This window comes from Lapillicoccus jejuensis, assembly GCF_006715055.1.
GTDB lineage: Bacteria > Actinomycetota > Actinomycetes > Actinomycetales > Dermatophilaceae > Lapillicoccus > Lapillicoccus jejuensis.
Genome location: NZ_VFMN01000001.1, coordinates 900,866 through 924,486, shown reverse-complemented (window position 1 = coordinate 924,486; position 23,621 = coordinate 900,866). Strand labels below are relative to the sequence as shown.

Sequence of the window (23,621 nt, the reverse complement as noted above, 5' to 3'; positions counted from 1 at the left end):
GGTCGACGACGACCGAGGAGAGGAGGAGGGTCACCGATGGGCGACTTCACCACCCGCGACGGCTGCCGGATCCACTACGAGGACCAAGGCTCCGGCCCCGAGACGCTCGTGCTGCTCACCGGCTGGTCGCAGACCCGGGCCACCTTCGACCGCCTCCTCGCCGCCCTCGAGCCGGCCGGCGACCGCTACCGCGTCGTCTCCTGGGACTACCGCAACCACGGCGTCTCCGGCGGGTCCGACCGCGGCGCGCGGATCGCCTCGCTCGCCGCCGACCTGCGCGAGCTCCTCGAGCACCTGGGTGTCGACTCGGCCCACTTCCTCGGCCACTCGATGGGCTGCTCGGTCCTCTACTCGTACGTCGACGCCCACGGCACCGGCTCGGTCCGCTCGCTCGTCCTCGTCGACCAGCCCAGCGTCTGCGCGCTCGTCCCGTGGCTCGCGCCCGAGGACGCGTCGACGGTCGGCGCCATCGTCGACTTCCCCGGCGCCTACGACTTCGTCACCGCCGTGGCCGGCGCGGACGGCCCGGCCGCCCGGCGGGCGTTCCTCGAGTCGATGATCGGACCCGACCTGCCGCCGGAGGACGTCGACTGGCTCGAGCAGGAGAACCTCCAGGGCCGGATGCCGTTCGCCGCCAAGCTGCTCCTCGACCACATCATGCAGGACTGGCGCGACGTGCTGCCCCACCTCGACGTACCGACCCTCGTCGTCGGGGGCGAGAAGAGCCACGTCGTGCCCACGTCCCAGGAGTGGATCGCCGGGCAGATCCCCGGCGCCCGGCTGCGCGTCCTCACCAGCGAGGAGGGCGGCTCGCACTTCGCCTTCTACGAGCAGCCCGCCCTCTTCGCCGAGCTGGTCACCGGCTTCCTCGACGACGCCGTCGCCGGGCGGGCGGTCAGCGCACCGGGCTGAGCAGCGTCCCGCGGCGCAGCCCGCGGACGGTCCGGACCGCCACGACCCCCCACGCGCCGACCAGACCGGCGTAGAGGACGCACGCCACGACCGCGAGGAACGGGGCGCCGGTCGCCGCGCCCAGCGCCGACGTCCCGGTGACGACCGTCCCGACGGGGAAGGTGAACGACCACCAGGTCAGCGAGAAGGGCAGCCCCGACACGCTCGAGCGCGCGGTCCGCACCGTGAGGCCGAGGGCGATCGCCAGCCACAGCACCGCGAAGCCCCACACCGGCACGCCGTACACCAGCCCGAGGGCCTCGAAGGCGGTCCCGTACGGCGCCGGCAGGACCGACGGCGCGGTGGCGCCGAGGGTGTGGGCGGCGGTGACCGACTGCCCGAGCGGGCCGAGGACGATCCACAGCGTGGGCACCGCCGCGGTGGGTCCGACGTCGTGCAGGGCCAGCCGGCTCCAGACCATCGTGATGACGACGAGGCTGGCCAGCAGCGCGGCGCCGAACATCATCGTGCCGAGCAGCTGCAGGGCCTGGCGCCACGCGCCCACCGGCAGGTGCGGCACGAGCAGGGGAGCGGTCGCCGCGCTGACCATCGGGGGCACGACCGGCATGAGCCAGCCGCCGACCGCCGCGTCCGGGGCGGAAGGGCCGCGGGTGAACTGGCGCAGTGGCACGAGCACCGCGGTCGCGAGGCCGAGCGCCGTGCCGGCGCTCCACAGCACGGCGTCGAGGACGACCGCCGTGCGCAGCCCGACGACCGGGACCCCGACGAGCAGGGCGCCCGCCCCCACGGTGAGCAGGGCCATCGCCGGGGCGCCGTAGAACGGCGCGAGGACCGGGTCGTCCAGGTGACCGCGGGCGGTGCCGCGCTCGTGGCGCCACTGCAGGACGGTGGCCGCGACGACGAGGACGAGCAGGGCGGCGTCGAGCAGCCACACGACCCGGGCCGCGTCGAGCAGCAGCGGCGGGTGCCAGGGCAGGGTCGCGGCGGCGTTGGCGACGATCCCCGTGCCCATGACGGCGGCGAACCAGTTGGGGGCCACCGCCCGCAACCAGAGGCGTCCGGGCGGGGTCGTCGAGGTCACGAGGGTGGTCGTCGGGGCGGCGGTCGTCACCCCTCCAGGGTCGGCCCGGACGCCGCGACGCGGTAGCCGGTGCCGCCCTGTCCATCCACAGGTCGAACCTGTGTCGGGACTAAGGTCGTCCCTGTGACCAGTCGCGTGCCCGACCTCGACGCGCTGCGGCTGCTCGACGCCGTGGGTCGCACGGGCAGCATCGGCGGGGCGGCGCGCGCCGTCGGGACGACGCAGCAGTCGGCGTCCGAGCGGCTGCGGTCGGTCGAGGGGACGGTGGGTCTGCCGCTCGTGCGCCGAGGTCCCCGCGGCTCCGAGCTGACCGACGCCGGGGTCGTCGTCGCCGGGTGGGGCCGGCGGCTGCTCGACCTCGCCGACGAGATCGACCTGGCCATCGACGGCCTGCGCGGCGACCGGGACCGCGGGCTCACGGTGTGGGCCAGCATGACCGTCGCCGAGGGGCTGCTCCCGCGCTGGCTCGTCCTGCTGCGCCAGCGGCGGTCCGCCGACGGTCTCGCGCCGACCGCCGTCCGCTTCACCGCCGCCAACAGCACCCAGGTCGCCGCCGCCGTCCGCGACGGCACGGCCGACCTCGGCTTCGTCGAGGGCGCCGCGCCACCGGCCGGGCTGCGCAGCACCGTCGTCGCCCACGACGAGCTCGTCCTCGTCGCCGCCCCCGGGGACCCGCTGGCGCGACGTCGTACCCCCGTGGAGCCGGCGGAGGTCGCCGCGCTGACGACGACCGGGCGCGAGCCCGGGTCCGGCACCCGGGCCGTGCTCGAGCGCGCCCTGCGGCGGCACCGGCTCGAGCCCCGGGTCGCCGTCGAGCTCACCACGGCCACCGCGGTCCGCGAGGCCGTGGCCGCCGGCGGACCACCCGCCGTCCTCGGGGCCCGGGCGGTCGCCCGCGACCTCGCCGAGGGACGGCTGGTGCGGGTGCCGGTGGCCGGGCTCGACCTGCGCCGGGCCTTCCGGGCCGTGTGGTCCGGGAGCGCGCAGCCCCCGGCCGGCCCGGTCCGCCAGCTCGTCGGCATCGCCCGCGAGGACGTCGGCTGAGGGTTGCCGTCAGCGCCCGGAGGAGTTGCCCGGGTGCGGGTCGGCCGGAGGGAGCTCGCCGGTCTGCACCACGTCCGCGGCGACCTCGCGGACCTTGCGGTTGGTGGTCCGGCTGACCTGCACGAGGTCGTCGAAGGCATCGGACTCCGTCGCGCCGCGCAGGGCCATGAGGATGCCCACGGCCATCCCGATCTGCCGGTTGCTGTCGAGCGCGAGGCGCAGGTTGCCGACCTGGGTCGTCAGCTGCTCCACCCGCCGGGTGAGCTGCTCGACCTGTCGGCGCAGCACGACCTCGGTCGCGGGGGAGTCGTCGCGGGGGGAGTGGGCGCCATCGGACACCGGGGACCTCTCGGGGACGCGCGACGGACCGTGCCCCAGTGGTTCGAGGTGGTCCGCCGGGAGGAGATTATCCTGCGCAGGAGCACCACCCGACCACCCGGCCCCTTCGCCCCCTGCCCCTCATCCAGGAGGACCCGTGTCGCCGTCCCCCCTCTCCGACCCGTCGGGACTGGCCGCGCTCAGCGACGAGCTGGGCCACCTCCTGCGCGCCGAGGCCGCGAGCCTGGGCGACGTCGTCGACGTCGCGGCCAAGTGGGTGCCGGGCACCGCCGGCGCGAGCATCACGTCGTACCGCGGAGCGCACTTCACCACCGACGCCGCGACGGACGAGCGGGTCCGCCGCGCCGACGCGCTCCAGTACGACCTGGGTTCGGGACCGTGCGTCGACGCCGTGCTCGACGACGCGATCTACCACCCCGACGACCTGCTCACCGACGGCCGCTGGCCCGAGTTCGGCTCGCGGGTGGCGCACGAGGAGGGCTACCGCAGCCTGCTCTCCTACCGGCTGCACACCGGCATCGACGAGGTCGTCAGCGGCCTCAACCTCTACGCCGACGAGCCGGGGGCGTACGACGACACGTCCGTCGCCCGCGGCCTGCTCGTCGCCACCCGGGCCGCCGCCGTCATCGCCGGGCGGAAGATGTCGCACCTGCAGAAGGCGCTGGAGAGCAGCCGCGACATCGGGGCCGCCGTCGGCGTCCTCATGAGCGCCCACAAGGTCACCCGCGAGCAGGCCTTCGACCTGCTCTCCATCGCCAGCCAGCGCCGCAACCGGCGGCTGCGCGACGTCGCCGCCGAGGTCGTCGAGTCGGGCTGGCTGCAGCAGCGGTCCGAGGGCGCCCAGGCCTGACCGGGCGCCGGGGGGCCGGGCCCGGGTGCATGGATCGGGGGGGCCCGGGTAGTCCGCTCCGGTGACGCCCCCCCGCGCCCAGCGGCCCGCCCGCGGCCTGACCGTCGTCGTGCCCGCGCACGACGAGCGCGAGCTGCTGCCGGCCTGCCTCGAGGCCCTGCGGGTCGCCGCCGTCCACGTCGCCCCGCCGGTCCGCGTCGTCGTCGTCCTCGACGACTGCCGCGACGGCACGGCCGACGTCGTCCCGCCGACCGTGCGCACCGTCGAGGTCCGGCACGGCGTCGTCGGTCTCGCGCGCGCCGCCGGGTTCGTCGGGGAGCCGGCCGACCCGGGGTGGTGGTACGCGACGACGGACGCCGACACCTGCGTCCCGCCGTCGTGGTGCGCCGAGCAGCTGGCGACCGCCCTGGTCGCCGACGTCTTCGTCGGCACGGTCGCGGTCGCCGACTGGTCGCAGCGCCCCGCCGGGGTGCGCGAGGCCTGGGACCGTGCGTACGCCGTCGACCCGGCCGACCCCGCCACCGACCCCGCCACCGACCTCGCCACCGACCCGTCCCACCCGCACGTCCACGGGGCCAGCCTCGGCCTGCGGGCGTCGTCGTACTGGCGCGTCGGCGGGTTCCGCGCCGTCCGCGAGCACGAGGACGTCGCGCTGGTCGAGCGCTGCGTCGCCGCCGGACTGGTCGTCCGCCGCACCAGGCGGGCGCCCGTCACCACCGCCGCCCGACGGTCCTCCCGGACCCCGGGCGGCTTCTCCGGTCATCTCGACCGCCTCGAGGGGGAGCTCGCGTCATGACGTCCACCACCACCCTGGCCGGCCGCGGCACCGGGTCGGCGCACACCGATCGGACCGAGGAGGAGGAGCGTCGCCTGCTGACGGCCGCCGTCCGTTCGCTGCTGCGGCAGCCCGTCCCCCTCCCCGGCTCGGGCGGCACCGCCGAGCGCTGGGACCGCCTGCGGGCGGCGGCCGCCGACGACGTCGTCGTCGCCCGGCTCGTCGAGGCGCACCTCGACGCCGACGCGATCCTCGCCGAGCTCGGCCAGGAGCGGCCCCGGCGCGGTGAGTGGTGGGGCGTGTGGGCGGCCGAGCCGCCGTCGCCCCGGGTCACCGCCACCCCGGAGGGGGATCGGTGGCTGCTGTCGGGCGCCAAGGCGTGGTGCTCGGGCACCGGCCTGTGCACCCATGCCCTGCTCACCGCCGACACCGACGACGGCGTCGCTCTGTTCGCCGTCGACCTGCGCGGCGACGACGTGCGCGGCGAGCCGTCGACGTGGCGGGCCGCCGGCATGCGGCGCAGCAGCACCGGCACCGTCCACCTCGACCGCGTCACCGCGCGTCGGGTCGGCTCGCACGCGGACTACCTCGACCGGCCGGGCTTCTGGCACGGCGGGGCAGGGGTCGCCGCGTGCTGGGTCGGCGGCGCGGAGCGCGTCGCCCGGACCCTGCGCCAGGCCGTCGAGCGCCGGCCGGAGGCGCACGCCCTGGCCCACCTCGGCGCGGTCGACGCGGCCCTCGCGGGGGCGCGGTGGGTGCTCGACGCCGCGGCGCGCGAGCTCGACGAGGCCCCGACGAGCCGCCGCGCCGCGCAGGTGCGGACGATGCGCGTGCGGGCCGTCGCGGAGCAGGCCGTCACGACGACCGTCGACCACGTCGGCCGCGCGCTCGGGGCGACGCCGCTGTGCCTCGACGGGGACCACGCGGCCGCCGTCGCCGACGTCACCGTCTACGTGCGCCAGAGCCACGCCGAACGCGACCTCGAGGGCCTCGGCCGGCTGCTCGTCGGCGAGCTCCCGCAATGAGCACGACCGCCGCCGGCACCCGGCGAGGCGCCCCGAGCGGCAACGGGGACCGCCTCGGGGTCGTCGACGACGACCACGGTGGGACGCCGCTCGCGACCTGGCGGGCCTGGCCGGCCTGGTCCCGCTTCCCCGTGGTCGACCCGACGACCTGGCCCCGGGTCGTCGCCGTCGCCCCCCACCCGGACGACGAGGTGCTCGGGGTCGGTGCGCTGCTGGCCCGGCTGAGTGCCGCGGGGCACGCCGTGTCGGTCGTCGCCGTCACCGACGGCGACGGCGCCGACCCGCAGGCCGACGCCGCGGGCCGGGCCGCCCTGGCGGACCTGCGGGTCCACGAGTCGCGGCTCGCCGGGGCGCTGCTCGGGCTGCCCGTCGCCGAGCGGCTGCGCATCCCCGACGGCCACGTCGCCGAGCACGAGGACGTCCTCGTCGAGCAGCTCGCCGCCCGGCTGGGGCCGGGCACGGTGTGCCTGGCCACCTGGGACGGCGACGGGCACCCCGACCACGAGGCGGTGGGCCGCGCGGCGCTGGCCGCGGGGCGTCGTACGGGCGCGGTGGTGGTGCACTTCCCCGTGTGGGCCTGGCACTGGTCCGCGCCCGCGGACCCCGCCGTTCCCTGGCACCGCGCGGCCGTCGTCCCGCTGACGCACGACGAGCAGGAGGCCAAGCGGGAGGCGGTGCGCTGCTTCGTCAGCCAGGTCACCGCGCCGGCCGGCCGCAGCCCGGTGCTGCCGCCGGCGGTGCTCGAGCGGCTGGTCACCGACCGCGAGACCCTGCTGCTCCCCACCGACCCCCGCCCGGAGGACTGACGTGGACACCGCCTACTTCACCCGGATGTACGACGCCGCCGAGGACCCCTGGGAGTTCGCGTCCCGGTGGTACGAGCAGCGCAAGTACGGGCTGTGCCTTGCCATGCTGCCGCGACCGCGCTACCGGCGCGTGCTCGAACCGGCCTGCTCCGTGGGCGTGCTCACCGTCCGGCTCGCCGAGCGGGCGGACGAGGTCGTCGCGAGCGACCTCGTGCCCGTCGCCGTCGAGCGGGCGCGCGAGCGGGTCCACCGCGAGGTCGACGACCCGACCAGGGTCACCCTGGGGGAGGGCGACCTGCGCGACCCGCTGCCCGACGGGCCGGTCGACCTCGTCGTCCTCAGCGAGTGCCTCTACTACCTGCACGCGGACGAGCAGCGCGACCTCGTCGAGCGGGTCCTCGAGCGGCTCTCCGACGACGGGCACGTCCTCGCGTCGCACTGGCGCCCGCGGGTGCCCGAGTACCACCAGGACGGCGACGAGGTCCACGACGCCCTCGAGCGTACGCCGGGGCTGCGGGTCCTCGCCGACTACGGCGACGACGACGTGCGTATCGCCGTCCTCGCGCGGCAGGGGGCCGCGTCCGTCGCGACGGCCGGTGGGCTGCGCGCCGACCTCGGCTCTTGACCGGGCCCCGGCTCCGTCGTCGTCCGTCCCACCGGGCCGCGACGGCGTGCATGGGACGCGAGGTGGTGGGTAGACCGGGGACGGGACGCAGCACCCATCGGCTCGACCGTCAGGTGGGCATGCTCCCGCCGGCACCCCCGGTGGAGGTCGTCGGGGGACGAGGACCCTGGGGGTGCCGGTCCCGGGGGCCGGCACGGACGACCACGGTGAGGTGTGGTCGCTGCCCCGGGCCGCTCAGCGACGCCGGCGGCGCAGCTCCTCGCACAGCCGTCGGGCGTAGTGCTCGAGCTGGGCCTGCTCTCCCTCGGGCGTGCGCCCGTCGCGCTGGCGCAGCCCTCGCAGCTCGTCCTCCACGACGGTGAGCCGCCGCAGCAGGTCGCGGACCGTCAGACCCAGCAGGGGCTGGTGCACCCACTGGAGGGCTCCGGTCGGGGTCGACGTCGTTGTCGTCCGCATGGTCGTCGTTCCTTCCTCGTCGCTCCCACGACGCCCCCGCGCCTGACGGCCGTGGCGGTGGTGGGGATCCCGATGTCCCCGGCGACCTCGTCCGATTGTGCCTGCTCTGAGGGGTTCATGGTGAATACGGAGGCGGCCGGATCCGGTCACGGTCACGGCCCGGTCACCGTCGGGGCCGTGACGGGACGACACGGCCGGGGCGGGGTCCTTCCCCGTCCCGGCCGACCCAAACCCTCGGAGGCCGGAGCCGCTCCCGGGGTCGGACCTATCGGCCGTCGGACCCGGGGCGCGGACGGGGTGACGGGGCACCGAGCCACGCCGTGTCACCGTCCTCGACGACCCCCCGGGCGACGGTGACGACCGCGACGTCCTCGGCGACGGCGTGGGCCCGCAGCAGGCTGAGAGACTCCGCGGCGGGCACGTGCAGCGTCGTCATGACGACCCCGGTGGCCTGGTGGACCAGGACGCGGTGCTGCCACGGCGTCCCGTGCAGCATCTCCTCGAACGACTCCTGCTCGAGCAGCACGACCCCGAGCAGGGCCGCCGTCCTCGTGCCCACCTCGAGGCGGGTCCGCGACCACGGGGCCGGGTCCGCGTAGACGGTGAGGGTGCCGACGGCCCGCGCGTCGTCGACCGGGAACGGGAAGGCGAGGACGCGCACGTCGCCGAGCAGTCCGTACGCCGCGGTCTCGAAGGCGACGTGCACCGACGCGACGCTCGAGGTCAGGGTGTCCCGACGGCGTCGGTGGGCGAACGCCTCGAACGACGGACCCTCCCCGAGCAGGTCCTGCAGGTCCTCCATCCGTCGGGCCGTCGTCGAGGTCGCCGCCACCACCACCCGGTCCTCGGTGGCCCCCAGGGACAGGGCTCCGCCGCGGGCCCCGAGCAGCCGCACGGCCGCGCGGCACAGGCGTTCGGACGCGGACCCGCCCCCGGTGTCCGCCGCCAGGACGCGCAGGAGCGGCAGCAGCACCTCGGACCGCTCGACCACGTCCGCCGCCTCCTCGTCCTGCGCCCTCGCGCCCTGTCGGATACGTTCGGCCCGTGGGTCGCTCACCCGGTCGGGTGGAGCCGTTCCCAGACCCGGTGCTGCTCGAGCCGCTCGAGCAGGGGGCCGGCGACGTCCGAGGCCGAGTCCGTGACGAGCACGCCGGGCTGGGCGTCGTACGGCTCGAGCACGGCGGCCCCGGCGCCCCAGCCGACGATCGCCTTCCCGTGCCGCCACGCCTCCTCCAGCAGCAGGTCCAGGCGGGGGTCGAGGCCTGCGCCCTCGACGGGGACGAGGTCAGGGCGCGGCGGTGGCGCCGCTCCGACGACGACGGCGTCGAGCTCCACCGACCGCGTCGTGTCGAGCGAGCGCTGCGTCATCAGCTCGGTCCCGTCGGTGCCGACGAGCACCCCGCCGCGAGGGCCGATGACGAGGGTGCGCACCCCCTGCGCCTGCAGCGCCGCCCGCAGGGCGAGCACCGGGGCCAGCGGGATCGTGACGTCGACGACGACCCCGACGACCCGGCCGGCCACCGGCCAGCGCAGCCCGAGCTGGCTGAGCGACGGGCTGGGCGCCACGTCCGCCGCGACCTCGCCGTCCGGGCGGCCGAGGCCGAGCCGCACGGCGACCGCCCGGCACAGCTCCTCGTCGACCCGGGCGAGGCAGGCCAGCTGTCGCTCCTTGACCACCTGCTCGTAGCACTTGCCGAGCTCGAACGCGTAGGCGTCGACGACGTGCCGTCGCTCCACCGGGGTGAGGCTGAGCCAGAACATCCGCGTCTGGCTGAAGTGGTCGTCGACGCTCGTGTGCGGTCCGCGGACCTTCTCCCCGGCCGCGACCGGGGCGGGGGTCTCGACGAAGGCCCGCTCCGCCGGGGTGGGGAACGGGTTGCCGCCGTCGAGCGAGTTCGGGTGGTACGGCGCGACGCCCGTGTGCACGGCGTCCTGGTGGTGGCCGTCGCGCAGGAGGTCGTTGACCGGGCACCGGGGCCGGTTGATCGGGATCTGCTCGAAGTTCGGGCCACCGAGCCGGGTCAGCTGGGTGTCGAGGTAGGAGAACATCCGCCCGGCCATGAGCGGGTCGTCGGTGACGTCGATGCCACGCACGAGGTGCCCGACGTGGAAGGCGACCTGCTCGGTCTCGGCGAAGTAGTTCGTCGGGTTGCGCTCCAGCGTCATCTCGCCCAGCAGGTGCACCGGGGCGAGCTCCTCGGGGACGAGCTTGGTGGGGTCGAGCAGGTCGATGCCCTCGAACGTCTGGTCCGGCGTGTCCGGCATGACCTGGACGCCGAGCTGCCAGGAGGGGAACGCGCCGGACTCGATGGCGTCGGCGAGGTCGCGGCGGTGGAAGTCGGGGTCGAGCCCGGCCAGCAGCTGCGCCTCCTCCCAGACCAGCGAGTGCACCCCCGCGCGGGGCTTCCAGTGGAACTTCACCAGGCGCGTCGAGCCGTCGTCGGCCACGAGCCGGAAGGTGTGGACGCCGAAGCCCTCCATCGTCCGGTAGGACCGCGGGATGCCGCGGTCGGACATGTTCCAGATCGCGTGGTGCTGGGCCTCGGTGTGCAGCGACACGAAGTCCCAGAAGGTGTCGTGGGCGCTCTGCGCCTGCGGGATCTCGCGGTCCGGGTGCGGCTTGCCGGCGTGGATGACGTCGGCGAACTTGATGGCGTCCTGGATGAAGAAGACCGGGATGTTGTTGCCCACGAGGTCGAACACCCCCTCGGAGGTGTAGAACTTCGTGGCGAAACCGCGGGTGTCGCGGACGGTGTCGGCGGACCCCCGCGAGCCCAGCACGGTGGAGAACCGGACGAACACCGGGGTCTCGACGCCCTCGGCGAGGAACGCGGCGGACGTGAGCCCGTCGGCGGCGCCGTACGAGCGGAAGGTGCCGTGGGCGGCGGCCCCCCGGGCGTGGACCACCCGCTCCGGGATCCGCTCGTGGTCGAAGTGCATCGTCTTCTCGCGCAGGTGGTGGTCCTGCAGGAGCACCGGTCCGCGCCGGCCGGCGCGCAGCGAGTGGTCGGTCTGCGCGAGCGGCGTGCCTCCCGCGGTCGTCAACCACTCGCCCTGCTGCGCACGGACGCCGTCCGGGGCCGTCGCCGACGCGCCCGTCGCCGAGACCGGCGCCGGGGCGGCCTGGTCGGGGGTCGGGGGCAGCGGCGACCGGGGGCTCGTCGGCTCGCCGTACGACGGCGTCTCGCTCGACGGGGCTCCGGGGACGGGGGCGTCGGGGGTGTCGGTGCTCATCGGGACCTCTCGTCCAGGGGCGTGGAGCGCGAACGCGCTGGGCCGACGCCGTGGGCGTCCGGCCGGAGCCCCGGCGCTACCCGGCGTCCGGGGGGCCCATGCGCGTCGCGGACCGTGGGCACCCGGGGGACACCGCATCGACACGGAATGCGCGGCGACGGCGCGGGTAGGACGCGGTGATGCGCCTGCCCCTTAACGGATCCCGTGCCGGATCGTCCGTCCCCGCCCTCCCCGACCGGGTCACCGACGCCCTCGAGCGGGCGACCTGGCTGGACGAGCCGGCCGACGGGGTCCGCCGCGTGACGGGGGCGCTGCGGGCCGCGCCCGTCGCCGACGTCCTCTCCGGCCGGGTCGCCGGGCACCCCCTGCACCCCGTCCTCGTCACCGTGCCCATCGGCACCCTCGTGGGGGCGGCCGCGTTGTCCTTCGTCCGAGCCCCCTGGGCCGCCCCGGCGGCCCGGTGGCTCACGGGGCTCGGGGTGCTCTCCGTGGCGCCGACGGCGATCACGGGCTGGAGCGACTGGAACGACACCGAGGGGGCCGAGCGGCGGGTCGGCCTGGTCCACGCCGGCGTCAACGTGCTCGCCGTCGGGGCGGCCACCGCCGCCTGGGCGGCGCGCTCGGACACCGGGCGCCGCACCTGGCTCACCGCCACGGTCGGGGTCCTCGGCGTCGGCGGCTGGTTGGGCGGGCACCTCGCCTACGCGCTCGGGGTCGGCGTCGACACCACGGCGTTCACGGCGCTGCCCGACGACTGGACCGACGCCGGCCCCCTGGCGACGCTCACCGATGGTGAGCCGCAGGGGCGCGACGCCGGCGGGCTGCCGGTCATGCTGCTGCGGCACGCCGGTCGGCTGACGGCGGTGCTCGACCGCTGCACCCACCGTGGCGCGCCGCTGCACGAGGGACGGCTGGTCGACGGCTGCATCGAGTGCCCCTGGCACGCCTCGCTGTTCGCGCTCGACCCGGCCGCCGGCGGCCGGGTCGAGAGAGGGCCGGCGACGCGCCCCGCGCCGGTGCTGCAGGTGCGGGAGCACCAGGGCCGCGTGCAGGTGCGGGCCGACGACGTGCGCGCGCTGCGGGAGAACCCGGTATGACCCGGGACGGTGATAGCGCCCCCCAGGGCGTCGCGGCGGTCCTGCTGGACGTCGACGGCACGCTCGTCGACACGACCTACGTGCAGACGCTCTGCTGGTGGCAGGCGCTGCGGCAGCACGGCCGCCTGGTCCCCATGGCGACCGTCCACCGGGCCATCGGGCTGGGCTCGGACAAGATCGTCGAGCACCTGCTGCGGGAGGCGCCGGACGACGAGGACGTCCCGGGGGTGACCGCTCCGGCCGACGAGGTCGACGTCGACGCGGTCGCGGCCGCGCACGACGCCCTAGTGTCGACCTGGCACGAGCGGCTCGTGCCCCTGCCGGGGGCTCGCGAGCTCGTGCGCTGGTGCCACGACGCCGGGCTCGTCACGGTCCTGTGCACCTCCGCGGGCGAGCGCGACCTCGCCGCGCTCCGCCGGGTGCTCGACGTCGAGGACGCGGTCGACGAGGTGACGAGCAGCGAGGACGCCGAGCGCAGCAAACCGGACACCGACATCCTCGAGGTCGCGTTGGACCGGATCGGCCGAGGCCCGGGGGAGGCGCTCTTCGTCGGGGACGCGGTGTGGGACGTCGAGGCCGCCGGTCGGCTCGGCATGCCGTGCGTCGGCCTCGAGTGCGGGGGCACGAGCGCCGCCGAGCTGCAGGACGCCGGTGCCGTCGCGACGTACGCCGACCCTGCGGCGCTCCTCGCGGGCCTGCCCGCCCTGCTGGAGCGCTTGGCGACCGGCTCAGGCGGGGCGGGGGCGTGAGGCTCCCGACGAGTTGCCGGCGCCCCGCTCCACCTCCACCGTGCCGGTGAGGACGATCTCGTCCGCCAGGTCGCTGACCTTGCGGTTGCTCGACTGGCTGGTGCGGCGCAGCCACTCGAAGGCCTCCTCGTAGCGCCAGCCCTGGAGGGCCATGAGGATGCCGGTGGCGGCGCCGATCCGGCGGCTGTGGTGCAGCGCTCGCTGCAGGTTGTCGACCCGCTGCTCGAGCACCTCGCAGGCGTCAGGAGCCGGCCGCACGACCGGATGGGCGTGACGCGGTGGCGTGATCGTGGTGGGGCGGCTGTCGACCATGTGGGTGGTCCTCAGGGTCGTGTTCCGAGGGCGTCCGGGTCGGAGGCCCCTCGGGCAGCTCCCAGGTTAGGGGGTCCGCACCGTCGCGGGAAGGTCTCGCGGCGTGTCGTCCGGCGACGCGGGCCCCGCCCGTCCCGGACCTACGCCGCCGGCAGGGCGGGCAGGTCCACGAGCTCGCGTGCGGCGGGGACCGGTCGGGGAGCGTCGGTCGGGTCCTCGAGCTGGGCCCGGAGCAACCCCAGCGCCTTCGTGAGGATCCGTGACACCTGCATCTGGCTGACGCCGAGCACCTCGCCGATCTCGCGCTGGCTCCAGTCCTTCTCGAAGCGCAGTCGCAGGGCCAGCAGGTGGCGGTCCGACAGGGTGGTCAGCGCCCGGCGCAGGTCGAGGCGCCACTCGACACTCGAGAGGTCGTCGTCGTCGCTGCCGAGCAGGTCGCCGAGGGTCAGCGTCGACCCGCCGAGCGGCGCGTCGATGGCCACTCCGTGGAACGCGCGGTCGGCGATCCGCGAGCGGGTGACCTCCTCGCGGGTCAGACCCAGGTGCGCGGCCAGGTCGGTGTCGTTGGGCTCCCGCCCCAGCGTCTGGGTCAGGTGCGGCGTCGCCGTCCGCACGGCCAGGTCGGCCTCCTGTGCGGAGCGGGGTGGCCGCACGAGCCAGCCGTGGTCGCGGAAGTGGCGGCGCAGCTCGCCGCGGATGGTGGGGACGGCGTACGGCGTGAAGCCGACGCACGGCTCGCGGTATCCCGCGACCGCCTTGCACAGGCCGACGTAGGCGACCTGCTCGAGGTCGTCCACCTCGATGCCGCGGCCCCGGAAATGACGCGACAGGGTGAGGGCCAGGTCCCGGTTGAGGACCACCGCCCGGTGGTGGAGGTCGCGGACGGTGTCGTCGTCCTCGCAGTGCAGGGCCTGGTGGAGGAGCTCGGTCGTCCGGGCCTCGCGGTCCTCGTCGTCGATACGGCACGCAGTGCTCATGGGAGATCCCCAATCGCTGGACCACCCGAGGTGTTGCAGGTGGGTGACGCCCTGCCACACAAGCACACGGCGCCGACAGGTGGCAACCGTGAAGGGTTGCCGGCCCCGCGTCCGGGTACGGCGGTGAGCCCCGCCCGCGCCGTCCCCGGCGCCCGAACCCACCGGAGGTCCCCGTGCCCCAGGTCCCCGACATCGGCTACTTCCTCTCGTGCGAGGAGTACGCACCCGACCAGCTGCTCGAGCAGGCCCGCCTCGCCGAGGAGGCGGGGTTCGACCGGCTGTGGATCAGCGACCACTTCCACCCGTGGACCAAGGCCCAGGGCCAGAGCCCCCTCGTGTGGTCGATGATCGGCGCCGTCTCCCAGGTGTGCGACCTGCCGGTGTCGACCGCGGTCACCTGCCCGACGATCCGGGTCCACCCGGCGATCGTCGCCCAGGCGGCGGCGACCAGCGCGGTCCTGCTCGGCGAGGGGCGGTTCACCCTCGGCGTCGGCTCCGGCGAGGCGCTCAACGAGCACGTGCACGGCGACCCGTGGCCCGAGGCGTCGGTGCGCCTGGAGATGCTCGAGGAGGCGGTCGAGGTCATCCGCGCGCTGTGGACCGGCGAGGTCGTCAGCCACCGGGGCCGGCACTACACCGTCGAGAACGCGCGGATCTACACCCGTCCCGAGACCCCGCCGGACATCCTCGTGTCCGGGTTCGGTCCCAAGGCCGTGGACCTCGCGGCCCGGATCGGCGACGGCTACGTCACGACGTCCCCCGACCGCGAGCTCCTCGACCGTTTCCGCTCGCAGGCCCGGCACGGGGCGCGGACCCAGGCGGGCTACAAGGTCGCGTGGGCGCCGACGCGGGACGAGGGGATCGACGCGGCGCACCGGATCTGGCCCAACGCCGGCCTGCCCGGCGAGCTGGCCCAGGTGCTGCCGACGGTCGAGCACTTCGAGCAGGCCTCGACGCTCGTCACCCGGGAGGCGACGGCCGGGTCGATCGCCGCGGGGCCCGACGCGGCCGACCACGTCGAGGCCTTCCAGCCGTTCCTCGAGGCCGGGTTCGACGAGGTGTACGTCGCGAACATGGGGCCGCACTACGCGGACATGATCCGGGCCTACGGGCGCGAGGTGCTGCCGCAGCTGCGCCGTACGGCGTCCTGACCGGGGTCACGACGCCCTCCCGGTCGGCCCCCCGTTTCGTCCCGGTCCCACCGGGCAACGGGGGGACGCGCTCGAACCCGCGGCGCACCGACCGAGAGGCCCGACCATGTCGCGCCGTGACCCCGCCCTCCCCCCGACCACCGGCACCGACGTCCGCGGGCCAGCGCGGTCCCCGGTGTCGATCGTCGCCCTGGTGTTCGGCATCGTCTTCCTGCTCGTCGGCATCGCCGGCTTCGTCCCCGGCCTGCTCTCCCCGAGCGACCTGAAGATGGCCGGCACCGACTCCGATGCCCTGCTGCTCGGGCTGTTCCAGGTGTCCGTGCTGCACAACGTCGTCCACCTGCTGTTCGGGGTGGTCGGCATCGCCGTCTCCGCGAGGGCGCGGGCGTCACGGACCTACCTGCTGGCGGGCGGCGCGATCTACCTGCTGCTGCTCGTCTACGGGCTCGTGCTCGGCGGCCACAGCGGGGACGTCGTGCCCGTCAACGGCGCCGACAACTGGCTGCACGCGGCACTCGGCATCGTCATGCTCGCCGCCGGCTGGGGGCTGAGGACGTGGACCCGCGGCTCCGACGCCGAGCTCGGAACCGCCTCCCGCTGAACCCGACCGCACGACCGAGAACCTTCCCAGGAGACCACATGACGCTCGACCCGGCCGCCGTCCCCGCCCCGGTGCGGGACCGCACCGACCTCGCTCACGACGACGTCGTGACCCTGTTGCTGGCGCAGCACGACCGGGTCACCGACCTGCTCGGCGTGGTGGCGGCGGCCCACGGCCAGGCACGGCGTCACGCGTTCGACGAGCTGCGCGCCTTCCTCGCCGTCCACGAGACGGCGGAGGAGATGGTGCTGCGGCCGGTGACCGAGCTGGCCGGTGGCCGCGAGGTCGCCGCGGCGCGCAACGCCGAGGAGAAGGAGTCGAACGTCGTCCTCGCGCAGCTGCAGCACCTCGACCTGGACTCCGTGGACTTCGAGCGGCAGCTGGTCGGCTTCACGGCGATGGTCCTCGCGCACGCGGCCGCCGAGGAGCGCGACGAGCTGCCGATCGTCCTCGCGCACCACGACCCCGAGGAGCGGCGCCGACTGGGGCAGCGCCTCACGGCGGCCGAGGCCATCGCGCCCACGCGCCCGCACCCCTCGGTCGCCGGCTCGCCCGTCGCGCAGTGGGCGGTCGGACCGGTCGCCTCGCTCGTCGACCGGACCCGTGACGCGATCCGGAAGGTCACCGGCTGACGGGCCACCGTCGCCGCCGATCCGTGGGAGGGACGCAGGGACGGCGTACGGGGGAGGGCGAGCACCGCCTTCCCCCGGCGGTGGCGGTCGGCGCCGCGGGCCTGCTCTACGCCCTGCTGCCGAGCAGCCTGGTCGTCGGCCCCCGGTACGTCGTCCCGGCGGTCGAGGCCGCGCTCCTCGTCGCCCTCGTCGTCACCAACCCGGTGCGGCTGGTCCGCGAGACCCGGTGGTCCCGGTGGGCCGCGATGGCGCTGGCCGTGGTCATGGTCGTCACCAACCTCGTGTCCCTCGGGCTCCTCGTCGGTGAGGCCTCGCGGGAGAGCACGCCCGGTTCGTCACTGCTCGTCGCCGCTCTGCAGGTGTGGGCGACGAACGTCGTCGGGTTCGCGCTGCTATACTGGGAGCTCGACCGGGGCGGACCGGTGTCCCGCCGCGAGCGGCCCCGCTCCCAGTTGCCCGCCGCCGACTTCCGCTTCTCCCAGGACGAGGACGACGACACGGTCGACGAGGTCTCGCGCGGGTCGAGCCGCCACGCGGGCTGGGTGCCGGTGTTCGTCGACTACCTCTACGTCTCGCTGACGAACTCCAGCGCCTTCAGCCCCACCGACACGATGCCCCTCACGTCCCGGGCCAAGGTGCTCATGGGCACCGAGGCCTCCGCGGCCCTGCTCACGTCGCTGGTCGTCGTCGCGCGAGCGGTCGGCGGCCTCGCCGGCGGGAGCGGCGGCTGACTCAGCCGCGCCGGGCGTCGTCGACGGTCAGCGCGGCCTGGACGAGGGCGAGGTGGCTCAGGCCCTGCGGGAGGTTGCCCAGGAAGGCACCCGTGTCGGGGTCGACCATCTCGGCGAGCACTCCCACGTCGTTGGGGCAGACCGCCAGCAGGTCCTCCATGAGGGCCTCGGCCTCGTCCAGCCGCCCGCACAGGGCGAGGGCCGACACGGTCCAGAAGCCGCAGGCGACGAACGCGCCCTCGACGCCGACGTGGTCGCTGGTGCGGTAGAGGTGCGGGCCGGCGCCGAGGCGGCTCCGAAGGGCGTCGAGGGTCGAGGACATCCGCGGGCCGCGGTCGAAGCCGCTGATGGCGTGCAGGACGATGGACGCGTCGAGACCGTCCGTTCCGGGGTACCAGGTGTAGGCGCCCTGCTCCTCGTCCCAGCAGTGCTCGTCGACCCAGGCGCGGATCGCGTCGGCCTCGTGGCGCCACCGCCGCGCGTCCCCGGTCAGCTGCCCCTGGTCGGCGAGGTGGGCGGCCTGCGTGAGCGCCTGCCAGCAGCCGAGCTTGGACGTCGTGTAGTGCCGCAGCTCGGTCAGCTCCCACATGCCGCTGTCCGGCTGCCGCCACAGGTCCGCCGCGCGGTCGGCGATCCCCGTGAGCGCCCGGCCTGTGCGGTCGTCGAGGACGTTGCCGTGGTCGACGTAGAGCTGGACGATGCTGAAGACGTCTCCGAAGACGCCGAGCTGCAGCTGCGAGGCCGCCCGGTTGCCGGCGACGACCCGGGCGCCGCGCCACCCCGGCGCGTGCAGGACGTGCTCGGTGCGGTCGGTCGGCCGCCCGTCGAGCCGGTAGACGACGGCCGGGTCGCCGTCGACGCCGATGGTGCGCAGCATCCACGTGATCGCCGCGTGCGTCTCCTCGCGGACCCCGAACCGGAAGAGCGCGGTGAGGCTGTAGGCGACGTCGCGGACCCAGGCGTAGCGGTAGTCCCAGGCCCCCTCGCCGTCCGTCGTCTCCGGGAGCGACGTCGTCGCCGCGGCGGCCACCGCTCCTGACGGCGCGTAGATGAGCAGCTTGAGCAGCAGGGCGCTGCGGGTCACCTGCTCGCGCCACGGGCCGTCGTACGCCACCGCGTCGGTCCACTGCCGCCACGCGGCGACGGTGCGGTCCACGGACGCGTCCATGTCCTCGGGGCGGGGGAGCAGGAGCGGCTCGTCGCGGGTGGCGACGAGGCCGAGCAGGTGACGGGAGCCCGGGCGCGTGGTGTAGGCGACGGTGACGTCGGCCGGCCCGAGCTCGACGCCCGCGTCGCCGAGGGTGCGCGGGGCGAGGGTGACGTCGCCCGCCCGCAGCACCGTGCCGTGGACGGTGCCGTGCGCCCACGGCGAGAGGGTGGCGAAGCACGTGCCGGGGGCGATGCGGCCGGTCAGCCGCACCGACCCGGTCAGCCCGTCGATCCGGCGCGACAGCTCGAGCCACGGCAGACGGCCGGCGACCCCGGTGTCGAGCGAGTCGGTCACCCGCACCGAGCCCGAGGCGGTCGTGAAGGTCGTCGCGAGGACGTTGGTGCCCAGCACGTACTCCCGCTCCACCGTGAACGGCTCGTCCGGCGCCAGCTCGACCACCCCGCCGTGCGGCGCGTCGAGCAGCGCCGCGAACAGCGGTGGGGAGTCCAGCTCCGGGACGGGCAGCCAGTCGACGCGGCCGTCGCGGGCGACGAGGGCCACGGTGCGCCCGTCGCCGATGGCGGCGTACGACGCGAGGTCGGCGTACCCGTCCTCGTCGCGGACGGGCTCGGGGCGGGGGCTCGGGCGCTCGGGCACCTCCCGCGCTTACCCCGAGCGCCCTCCCCCCACCCCGCTCCGGCACGACAGGACGACTTCTTGCTCCGGATGTGCCCGGATCGGCCGTCCCGGGGTCGCGGACGGGCACATCGGCAGCAAGAAGTGGTCCCGAAGAGGGTGACGGGGGTCACGCGGAGCGCGCGGGGTGGCGGGAATGGGACGGCCACCCTGCGGGTACGAGCGTCGCGAAGCCGCAGGGATCCCGCGCGAGGAGTACGGCGGCAAGGCGTGCCGGTTCGAGTCCGGAGCGCTCCTCGCGGGGTGGGAGGCCCCCACCGCACCACCGGCCGACGGGCCGCGGCCCGGGCCTCCCACCACAACCCCATTCCCGTCCGTCCTCCTGAACGGAGCCGCCCGTGCCGATGTCGTCCGCCGAGGGCAAGGACTGGACCCGTGACCGGGTCCACGCGCTGGCCGCCGAGGTCGGTGCCCCGCTCTCGGTCCTCGACATCGGTCCCGGGGTCGGCACCTACGCGAAGCTGCTGGCCGGCCCGCAGGTGTCGCGGCTGACCGGCCTCGAGATCTGGGAGCCGTACGTCGCGACGTACCGGCTGCACGAGTACTACGACGAGGTGGTCGTCGGCGACGCCCGTGAGGTCGACCTGCCGGCCGCCGACGTCGTCGTCCTCGGCGACGTCGCCGAGCACATGACCCGCGAGGAGGCCCTCGACCTGTGGGCCCGGGCGGCGGCCGCGGCGGCCCACGCCGTCTACCTGTCGATCCCCGTCGTGCACTACCCGCAGGGCTCGATCGAGGGCAACCCGCACGAGCACCACGTCGTCGACGACTGGGACCACGACGGGGTCCTCGCGGCCTTCGACGGCATCGGCGAGTGGTGGCTCGGCACCGAGGTCGGGGTCTACGAGCGCCGGACCGACCGCCCGGCCTGAGCGAGCACCCGGGCCAGGTCGAGGTCGCGCAGCGGCAGCGGCCGGGCCCGGTCGGCCCGCCGGGACACCCCGGCCAGGGCGACGCCCGCGGACGTCCCCCCGACGGCGTCGGACCGGCGCAGCCGCTCGGCACGCGCGCGGGCCCAGGACGCGACCACCCGCCCGGCGGGTAGCCCGACCACCCCGAGCCGGACGGCCTCGCCGACCAGGTCCTCGATCGTCACCAGGTCACCCAGCACGGCCGGTCGGTCGAGCTCGAGCACCGCGACGGCGCTCGCCAGGACGTCCGCGGGCGGTGCCCCGGCAAGGACCCGGCGGTCGCCCAGGGACGGCACGACCTGCGACGCGTCGGGGTGCTGCACCCACACGCCGGCGTCGACGCCGGTCATGAGCAGGGCGCGGGCGGTGGCCTGCACGGCGACCGGGTCGGCGAAGCGCAGCACCACGACCGCCCACGGCCGGTCCCACGACCCGCCCCCGCGCGAGACGGGGTCGGGCAGCCGGGCGCTGAGCGCGAGGACCTCGGCGTTCTTCGTCGCGAGGGCCTCGTCCCCCTCCTCGCGCACGCCCCAGTCGGGGCCGTCGTGCCAGGCGACCGCGTCGCGCACGTGCGCGAGGACGGCCCCCGCGCAGGCGGCGCGGTGCGCGAGCTCCCAGTCCTCGCCGCCGTAGGCGCGGAACGTCGGGTCGAACCCGCCGAGCTCGTCCCACAGCGACCGGGGGAGCCCGAGGACGGCGGAGATGACGTGCCGGTAGCTGCGGGCGTCGACGCGGAGCAGGTCGCCGGAGTCGGCGTAGGCGTCGCGCAGCCAGCCCGGCTCCTCGAGCTCCTCAGGAGGCGAGCCGGCGCCGGCGAACCACGCCGCCACCGCGTCCGGTGTCCACCCCGTGAGGTCCGCGTGCCGGCGCCGGCCGACGACGAGCGCGTCGGGCAGCAGCGCCGGCAGCCGGGACAGCGCGGCGACGTACCCCGGCTCGGGGACGGTGTCGCCGTCGAGCAGGAGCAGCACCTCGCCGCTGCTCGCCGCGACGCCGAGGTTGCGCGCGGCCGCGGCCCGGAAGCCGTCCCGCTCCTGGCGCACGACGGTGACCGGCAGGTCGCCGGCGGCACCGGTGCCCGGGGCGACGGGCGAGCCGTCGTCGGCGACGACGACCTCGAGCGGGCCGTCGTGGTCCTGCCCGGCGAGCGCGCCGAGGACGAGGTCGAGCCGTCGCTGCGCGGTGCCCCCCGGCCCGTCCGGGCCGTAGTGCGGCACGACGACGCTCACCGACGGCGGCCGCACCGGTCGGACGTCGTGCAGCAGGTCCCACCGGTTGCCGGGGACCCACCACCGGCCCCCGCCGACGGGGTGCGGGCGGGACGGCGCGACGGTGCGCAGGTGCTCGTCGTACCCGGTCCGCACCTCGTCCAGCGTCGGGACCCCCTCGAGCGAGGCGACCCGGGTGAGCGACGGGTCCTCGAGGGCCTGCGCCACCGCCCGCCGCAGCGCGCCGGGCTCGTCGGGGTCGTAGAGCCGCACGGCGCCGGGCATCCGGGCCGCCAGCTCGAGCCCGTACGGCGACGCCGGCACCAGTGGGCGGCGACCGCGCGCCACCCAGCTGAGCACCGAGGCCGACGCGCCGACCCGCCGGTTCGGGGCGAGCGGGACCCCGGCGGCGTCGAGGACGCCGGGCAGAGCGGCCCCCGGCAGGTAGCCGGTGGTCGAGAACCGGCGCCCGGCGGCGGACGCCTCGGCGGCGAGCCGCCCCGGCAGGTCCTCGTGCCCGGCCGCCGCACCGCCGGCGGCGACGAGACCGGTGTCGGGCGGGAGCTCACGCAGCGCGTGCTCGTAGCCGCGGTCGGGGAACACGAAGCCGAGGACGACGACGCTGCGAGACCATTCCTGCGATGAAGGTTGCGGGAGATCGGACGGGCCGTCGTCGTGGTCCGCCTCGGTCGGGACGAGGGGCAGGGGGAGGCCGCGCAGGCTCGCCACCCCGTCCTCGGGCAGGAGCGGGGCCACGAGCTCGAGCTCGCGCAGGCTGTTGACGACGACGCCGCGGGCCCCGCGCAGCACCCGCCGGTACGCCGCGGCCCGCCGGTCGTCCAGGGGCGAGGCGCCGACGTCGGGCAGGTCGTGCAGCGTCACCGAGAGCGCCGCCCCGGCCGCGAGCCACGGGGCGACGAGCCGCTCGAGCTCGTCGGCGCTGGCCTCGGCGGTGGGGGCGAAGAGCCGGTCGGTGACCGGCACGTGCAGGACGTCGGTGCCGGCGCGGACCGGGAGGTCCTCACCGGGCTCGGCCCGGACGACCTCGTGACCGAGGGTGCGCGCGACGAGCAGGCCGTGCCGGACCACGCCGTGCCGCTCGGGGCCCACGACGAGGTGGACGACGCGCGGCCCGCCGGTGCCCGTCACCGGGCGCCCCGGGCCGCGGCCCGCGCCCTCGTGTAGAGGCGGGCGTGCTGGTCGCGCAGCCACTCGCGCTGCTCGTCGCGCCACGCCGGGTCCAGCGGTGGGGGCGGCGGCTGCGCGCAGGCCAGCGCGACCGCGTCGGCGAGCGAGCCCGCGTCGAGGCCGTGCGCCTCGTCGTAGCGGTAGGTGAGGACGTCGGGGGACTGGTCCCGGTGGTGGCCGCCGCTCGGAGCGACGACGCGGGTCCCGAGGTCCCGGGCCAGCTCGAGCCACCCGGAGTGGGTGCCCCAGCGGTAGGGCAGCACCGTCGCGTGGGCCCGGCGCACCACCGCCTCGAGCCGGTCGTCGTCGTAGCGCTCGTGGCGCACGACGTCCACCGGGGCGCGGCGGACGAGGTCGGCCAGCCCCTGCAGCCGGGGGTCGCGCTCGACGCCCGGGTGGAGGTCGGCGCGCACCCGCCCCCCGCTGCGGGCCGCCCCCGCGGCGACCGCCTCGAGCACCTCGACCGGGTCGGCGACGTTGCGCCGCAACGACTTCAGCGGGACGAGGACCAGTCCCACCTCGGTGAGCACGTGCTCGGTGCGGCGCGGGTCGGCCAGCGCCGGGTGCGGCACCACGGTCGCCTCGCGGCCGAACCGGGCCCGGATCTCGGCGGCCGCCCCCGGGGTGAGGGTGAGCACGGCGTCCGCGGCGGGCACGAGCACACCGAGCGCCGCGTCGTGCGCGGCCGGTTCGTCGTGGTGCGGGTTGCGCAGGTCGTGGACGGTGACCACGAGCGCGACGCCGGCGCGGTGGACGGCGTCCGTCCACGCCCGCAGGGTGGCGGCGTCGCAGTGGTCGTAGCCGAAGTGCAGGTGCACGACGTCGGTCAAGGCGCCCCACCCGTCCTCGCCCCCGACACCGTCCGGCTCGAGCGCCGGGTCCGGCTCCCACCCCGTCGTGCGGCGCGGACGGACGGCGAGCGCGTCGACGGGGCGCACCGCGTCGACGTACGGGTGCCGCGCGGGGATGCTGAGCAACCGCACCGGACCGGCGGCCCCTCCTGCCGGTAACGTGCTCACGAGGACCTCCCGCCGCTGGGGCAGGAGGTCCCTGCATGTCCGGGCCGAGAGA

At 76.0% G+C, this 23,621-nt stretch carries 24 protein-coding genes; 14 read left to right on the top strand and 10 right to left on the bottom strand.

Annotation, left to right across the window (positions count from 1 at the left end; all coding sequences use genetic code 11):
- The first annotated feature begins 36 nt into the window (after positions 1–36).
- Positions 37–912 (top strand): alpha/beta fold hydrolase, encoded by an 876-nt coding sequence (locus tag FB458_RS04450; RefSeq protein ID WP_141847122.1) that lies wholly within the window; start codon positions 37–39, stop codon positions 910–912.
- Here FB458_RS04450 and FB458_RS04445 read toward each other — a convergent pair.
- Positions 896–2,023 (bottom strand): TDT family transporter, encoded by a 1,128-nt coding sequence (locus tag FB458_RS04445; protein ID WP_246061062.1) that lies wholly within the window; start codon positions 2,021–2,023, stop codon positions 896–898. The two genes, FB458_RS04450 and FB458_RS04445, sit on opposite strands and share 17 nt — an antisense overlap.
- Positions 2,024–2,116: 93 nt before the next feature.
- On the opposite strand from FB458_RS04445, the gene FB458_RS04440 reads away from it, so the two are divergent.
- The gene (locus FB458_RS04440; RefSeq protein ID WP_141847120.1) at positions 2,117–3,037 is read left to right on the top strand and encodes a LysR family transcriptional regulator; all 921 of its coding nucleotides are present in this window, start codon (positions 2,117–2,119) and stop codon (positions 3,035–3,037) included.
- Between the two features lie 9 nt (positions 3,038–3,046).
- Here FB458_RS04440 and FB458_RS04435 read toward each other — a convergent pair whose 3' ends face one another.
- Positions 3,047–3,376 carry an ANTAR domain-containing protein gene (locus FB458_RS04435; protein WP_141847119.1) on the bottom strand — a complete coding sequence of 110 codons (330 nt, stop codon included), beginning with the start codon at positions 3,374–3,376 and terminating at the stop codon, positions 3,047–3,049.
- Between the two features lie 136 nt (positions 3,377–3,512).
- Between FB458_RS04435 and FB458_RS04430 the strand changes: the two genes are divergently transcribed.
- The 5 genes from FB458_RS04430 to FB458_RS04410 all read left to right on the top strand — a co-directional run bounded on the left by FB458_RS04430 (position 3,513) and on the right by FB458_RS04410 (position 7,457).
- Positions 3,513–4,226, top strand: a complete 714-nt coding sequence (locus FB458_RS04430; protein WP_141847117.1) for an ANTAR domain-containing protein — start codon at positions 3,513–3,515, stop codon at positions 4,224–4,226.
- Between the two features lie 61 nt (positions 4,227–4,287).
- Positions 4,288–5,022, top strand: coding sequence for a glycosyltransferase family 2 protein (locus tag FB458_RS04425; RefSeq protein WP_211355924.1), 735 nt, complete (start codon positions 4,288–4,290; stop codon positions 5,020–5,022).
- Entirely contained in the window at positions 5,019–6,026 is a 1,008-nt protein-coding gene (locus FB458_RS04420) for an acyl-CoA dehydrogenase family protein (RefSeq protein ID WP_211355923.1), read from the top strand. Before FB458_RS04425 ends, FB458_RS04420 begins: the two co-directional genes overlap by 4 nt.
- The gene (locus FB458_RS04415; RefSeq protein ID WP_141847115.1) at positions 6,023–6,832 is read left to right on the top strand and encodes a PIG-L deacetylase family protein; all 810 of its coding nucleotides are present in this window, start codon (positions 6,023–6,025) and stop codon (positions 6,830–6,832) included. Before FB458_RS04420 ends, FB458_RS04415 begins: the two co-directional genes overlap by 4 nt.
- A 1-nt stretch (position 6,833) precedes the next feature.
- Positions 6,834–7,457: a class I SAM-dependent methyltransferase gene (locus FB458_RS04410; protein ID WP_211355922.1), complete on the top strand. Its 624-nt coding sequence runs from the start codon at positions 6,834–6,836 to the stop codon at positions 7,455–7,457.
- Between the two features lie 234 nt (positions 7,458–7,691).
- Here FB458_RS04410 and FB458_RS04405 read toward each other — a convergent pair whose 3' ends face one another.
- From FB458_RS04405 to FB458_RS04395, 3 genes are all read right to left on the bottom strand, one after another.
- Positions 7,692–7,913 carry a hypothetical protein gene (locus tag FB458_RS04405; protein WP_141847113.1) on the bottom strand — a complete coding sequence of 74 codons (222 nt, stop codon included), beginning with the start codon at positions 7,911–7,913 and terminating at the stop codon, positions 7,692–7,694.
- 265 nt (positions 7,914–8,178) lie between these two features.
- Positions 8,179–8,904 (bottom strand): GAF and ANTAR domain-containing protein, encoded by a 726-nt coding sequence (locus tag FB458_RS04400; protein WP_141847111.1) that lies wholly within the window; start codon positions 8,902–8,904, stop codon positions 8,179–8,181.
- A gap of 62 nt (positions 8,905–8,966) precedes the next feature.
- Positions 8,967–11,147, bottom strand: a complete 2,181-nt coding sequence (locus tag FB458_RS04395; protein WP_141847109.1) for a catalase — start codon at positions 11,145–11,147, stop codon at positions 8,967–8,969.
- A gap of 179 nt (positions 11,148–11,326) precedes the next feature.
- Here FB458_RS04395 and FB458_RS04390 point away from each other — a divergent pair, with 179 nt between their 5' ends.
- Together FB458_RS04390 and FB458_RS04385 are read left to right on the top strand one after the other, a co-directional pair.
- Positions 11,327–12,244, top strand: a complete 918-nt coding sequence (locus FB458_RS04390; RefSeq protein WP_141847107.1) for a Rieske (2Fe-2S) protein — start codon at positions 11,327–11,329, stop codon at positions 12,242–12,244.
- The gene (locus FB458_RS04385) at positions 12,241–12,993 is read left to right on the top strand and encodes an HAD family hydrolase (protein WP_141847105.1); all 753 of its coding nucleotides are present in this window, start codon (positions 12,241–12,243) and stop codon (positions 12,991–12,993) included. The genes FB458_RS04390 and FB458_RS04385 overlap by 4 nt, the downstream gene beginning before the upstream one ends.
- On the opposite strand, the gene FB458_RS04380 is transcribed toward FB458_RS04385, so the two are convergent.
- Positions 12,973–13,305, bottom strand: coding sequence for an ANTAR domain-containing protein (locus FB458_RS04380; protein WP_141847103.1), 333 nt, complete (start codon positions 13,303–13,305; stop codon positions 12,973–12,975). The genes FB458_RS04385 and FB458_RS04380 overlap by 21 nt on opposite strands.
- Before the next feature lie 140 nt (positions 13,306–13,445).
- Complete coding sequence (locus FB458_RS04375; RefSeq protein WP_141847101.1) at positions 13,446–14,282, bottom strand: sigma-70 family RNA polymerase sigma factor; 837 nt, start codon at positions 14,280–14,282, stop codon at positions 13,446–13,448.
- Positions 14,283–14,455: 173 nt separating this feature from the next.
- On the opposite strand from FB458_RS04375, the gene FB458_RS04370 reads away from it, so the two are divergent.
- From FB458_RS04370 to FB458_RS04355, 4 genes are all read left to right on the top strand, one after another.
- Entirely contained in the window at positions 14,456–15,433 is a 978-nt protein-coding gene (locus FB458_RS04370; protein WP_211355921.1) for a TIGR03557 family F420-dependent LLM class oxidoreductase, read from the top strand.
- A 106-nt stretch (positions 15,434–15,539) separates the two neighbouring features.
- Entirely contained in the window at positions 15,540–16,034 is a 495-nt protein-coding gene (locus FB458_RS04365) for a DUF4383 domain-containing protein (RefSeq protein ID WP_141847099.1), read from the top strand.
- 38 nt (positions 16,035–16,072) lie between these two features.
- Entirely contained in the window at positions 16,073–16,666 is a 594-nt protein-coding gene (locus FB458_RS04360) for a hemerythrin domain-containing protein (protein WP_141847097.1), read from the top strand.
- A gap of 23 nt (positions 16,667–16,689) precedes the next feature.
- The gene (locus FB458_RS04355) at positions 16,690–17,397 is read left to right on the top strand and encodes a hypothetical protein (RefSeq protein ID WP_141847095.1); all 708 of its coding nucleotides are present in this window, start codon (positions 16,690–16,692) and stop codon (positions 17,395–17,397) included.
- 1 nt (position 17,398) lies between these two features.
- On the opposite strand, the gene FB458_RS04350 is transcribed toward FB458_RS04355, so the two are convergent.
- Positions 17,399–19,204: a glycoside hydrolase family 15 protein gene (locus FB458_RS04350; RefSeq protein ID WP_141847093.1), complete on the bottom strand. Its 1,806-nt coding sequence runs from the start codon at positions 19,202–19,204 to the stop codon at positions 17,399–17,401.
- A gap of 383 nt (positions 19,205–19,587) precedes the next feature.
- Between FB458_RS04350 and FB458_RS04345 the strand changes: the two genes are divergently transcribed.
- Positions 19,588–20,115: a class I SAM-dependent methyltransferase gene (locus tag FB458_RS04345; protein ID WP_246061479.1), complete on the top strand. Its 528-nt coding sequence runs from the start codon at positions 19,588–19,590 to the stop codon at positions 20,113–20,115.
- On the opposite strand, the gene FB458_RS04340 is transcribed toward FB458_RS04345, so the two are convergent.
- Together FB458_RS04340 and FB458_RS04335 are read right to left on the bottom strand one after the other, a co-directional pair.
- Entirely contained in the window at positions 20,085–22,511 is a 2,427-nt protein-coding gene (locus FB458_RS04340) for a glycosyltransferase (RefSeq protein ID WP_141847089.1), read from the bottom strand. The two genes, FB458_RS04345 and FB458_RS04340, sit on opposite strands and share 31 nt — an antisense overlap.
- Entirely contained in the window at positions 22,508–23,569 is a 1,062-nt protein-coding gene (locus FB458_RS04335) for a hypothetical protein (RefSeq protein WP_141847087.1), read from the bottom strand. The genes FB458_RS04340 and FB458_RS04335 overlap by 4 nt, the downstream gene beginning before the upstream one ends.
- Between the last annotated feature and the right edge of the window lie 52 nt (positions 23,570–23,621).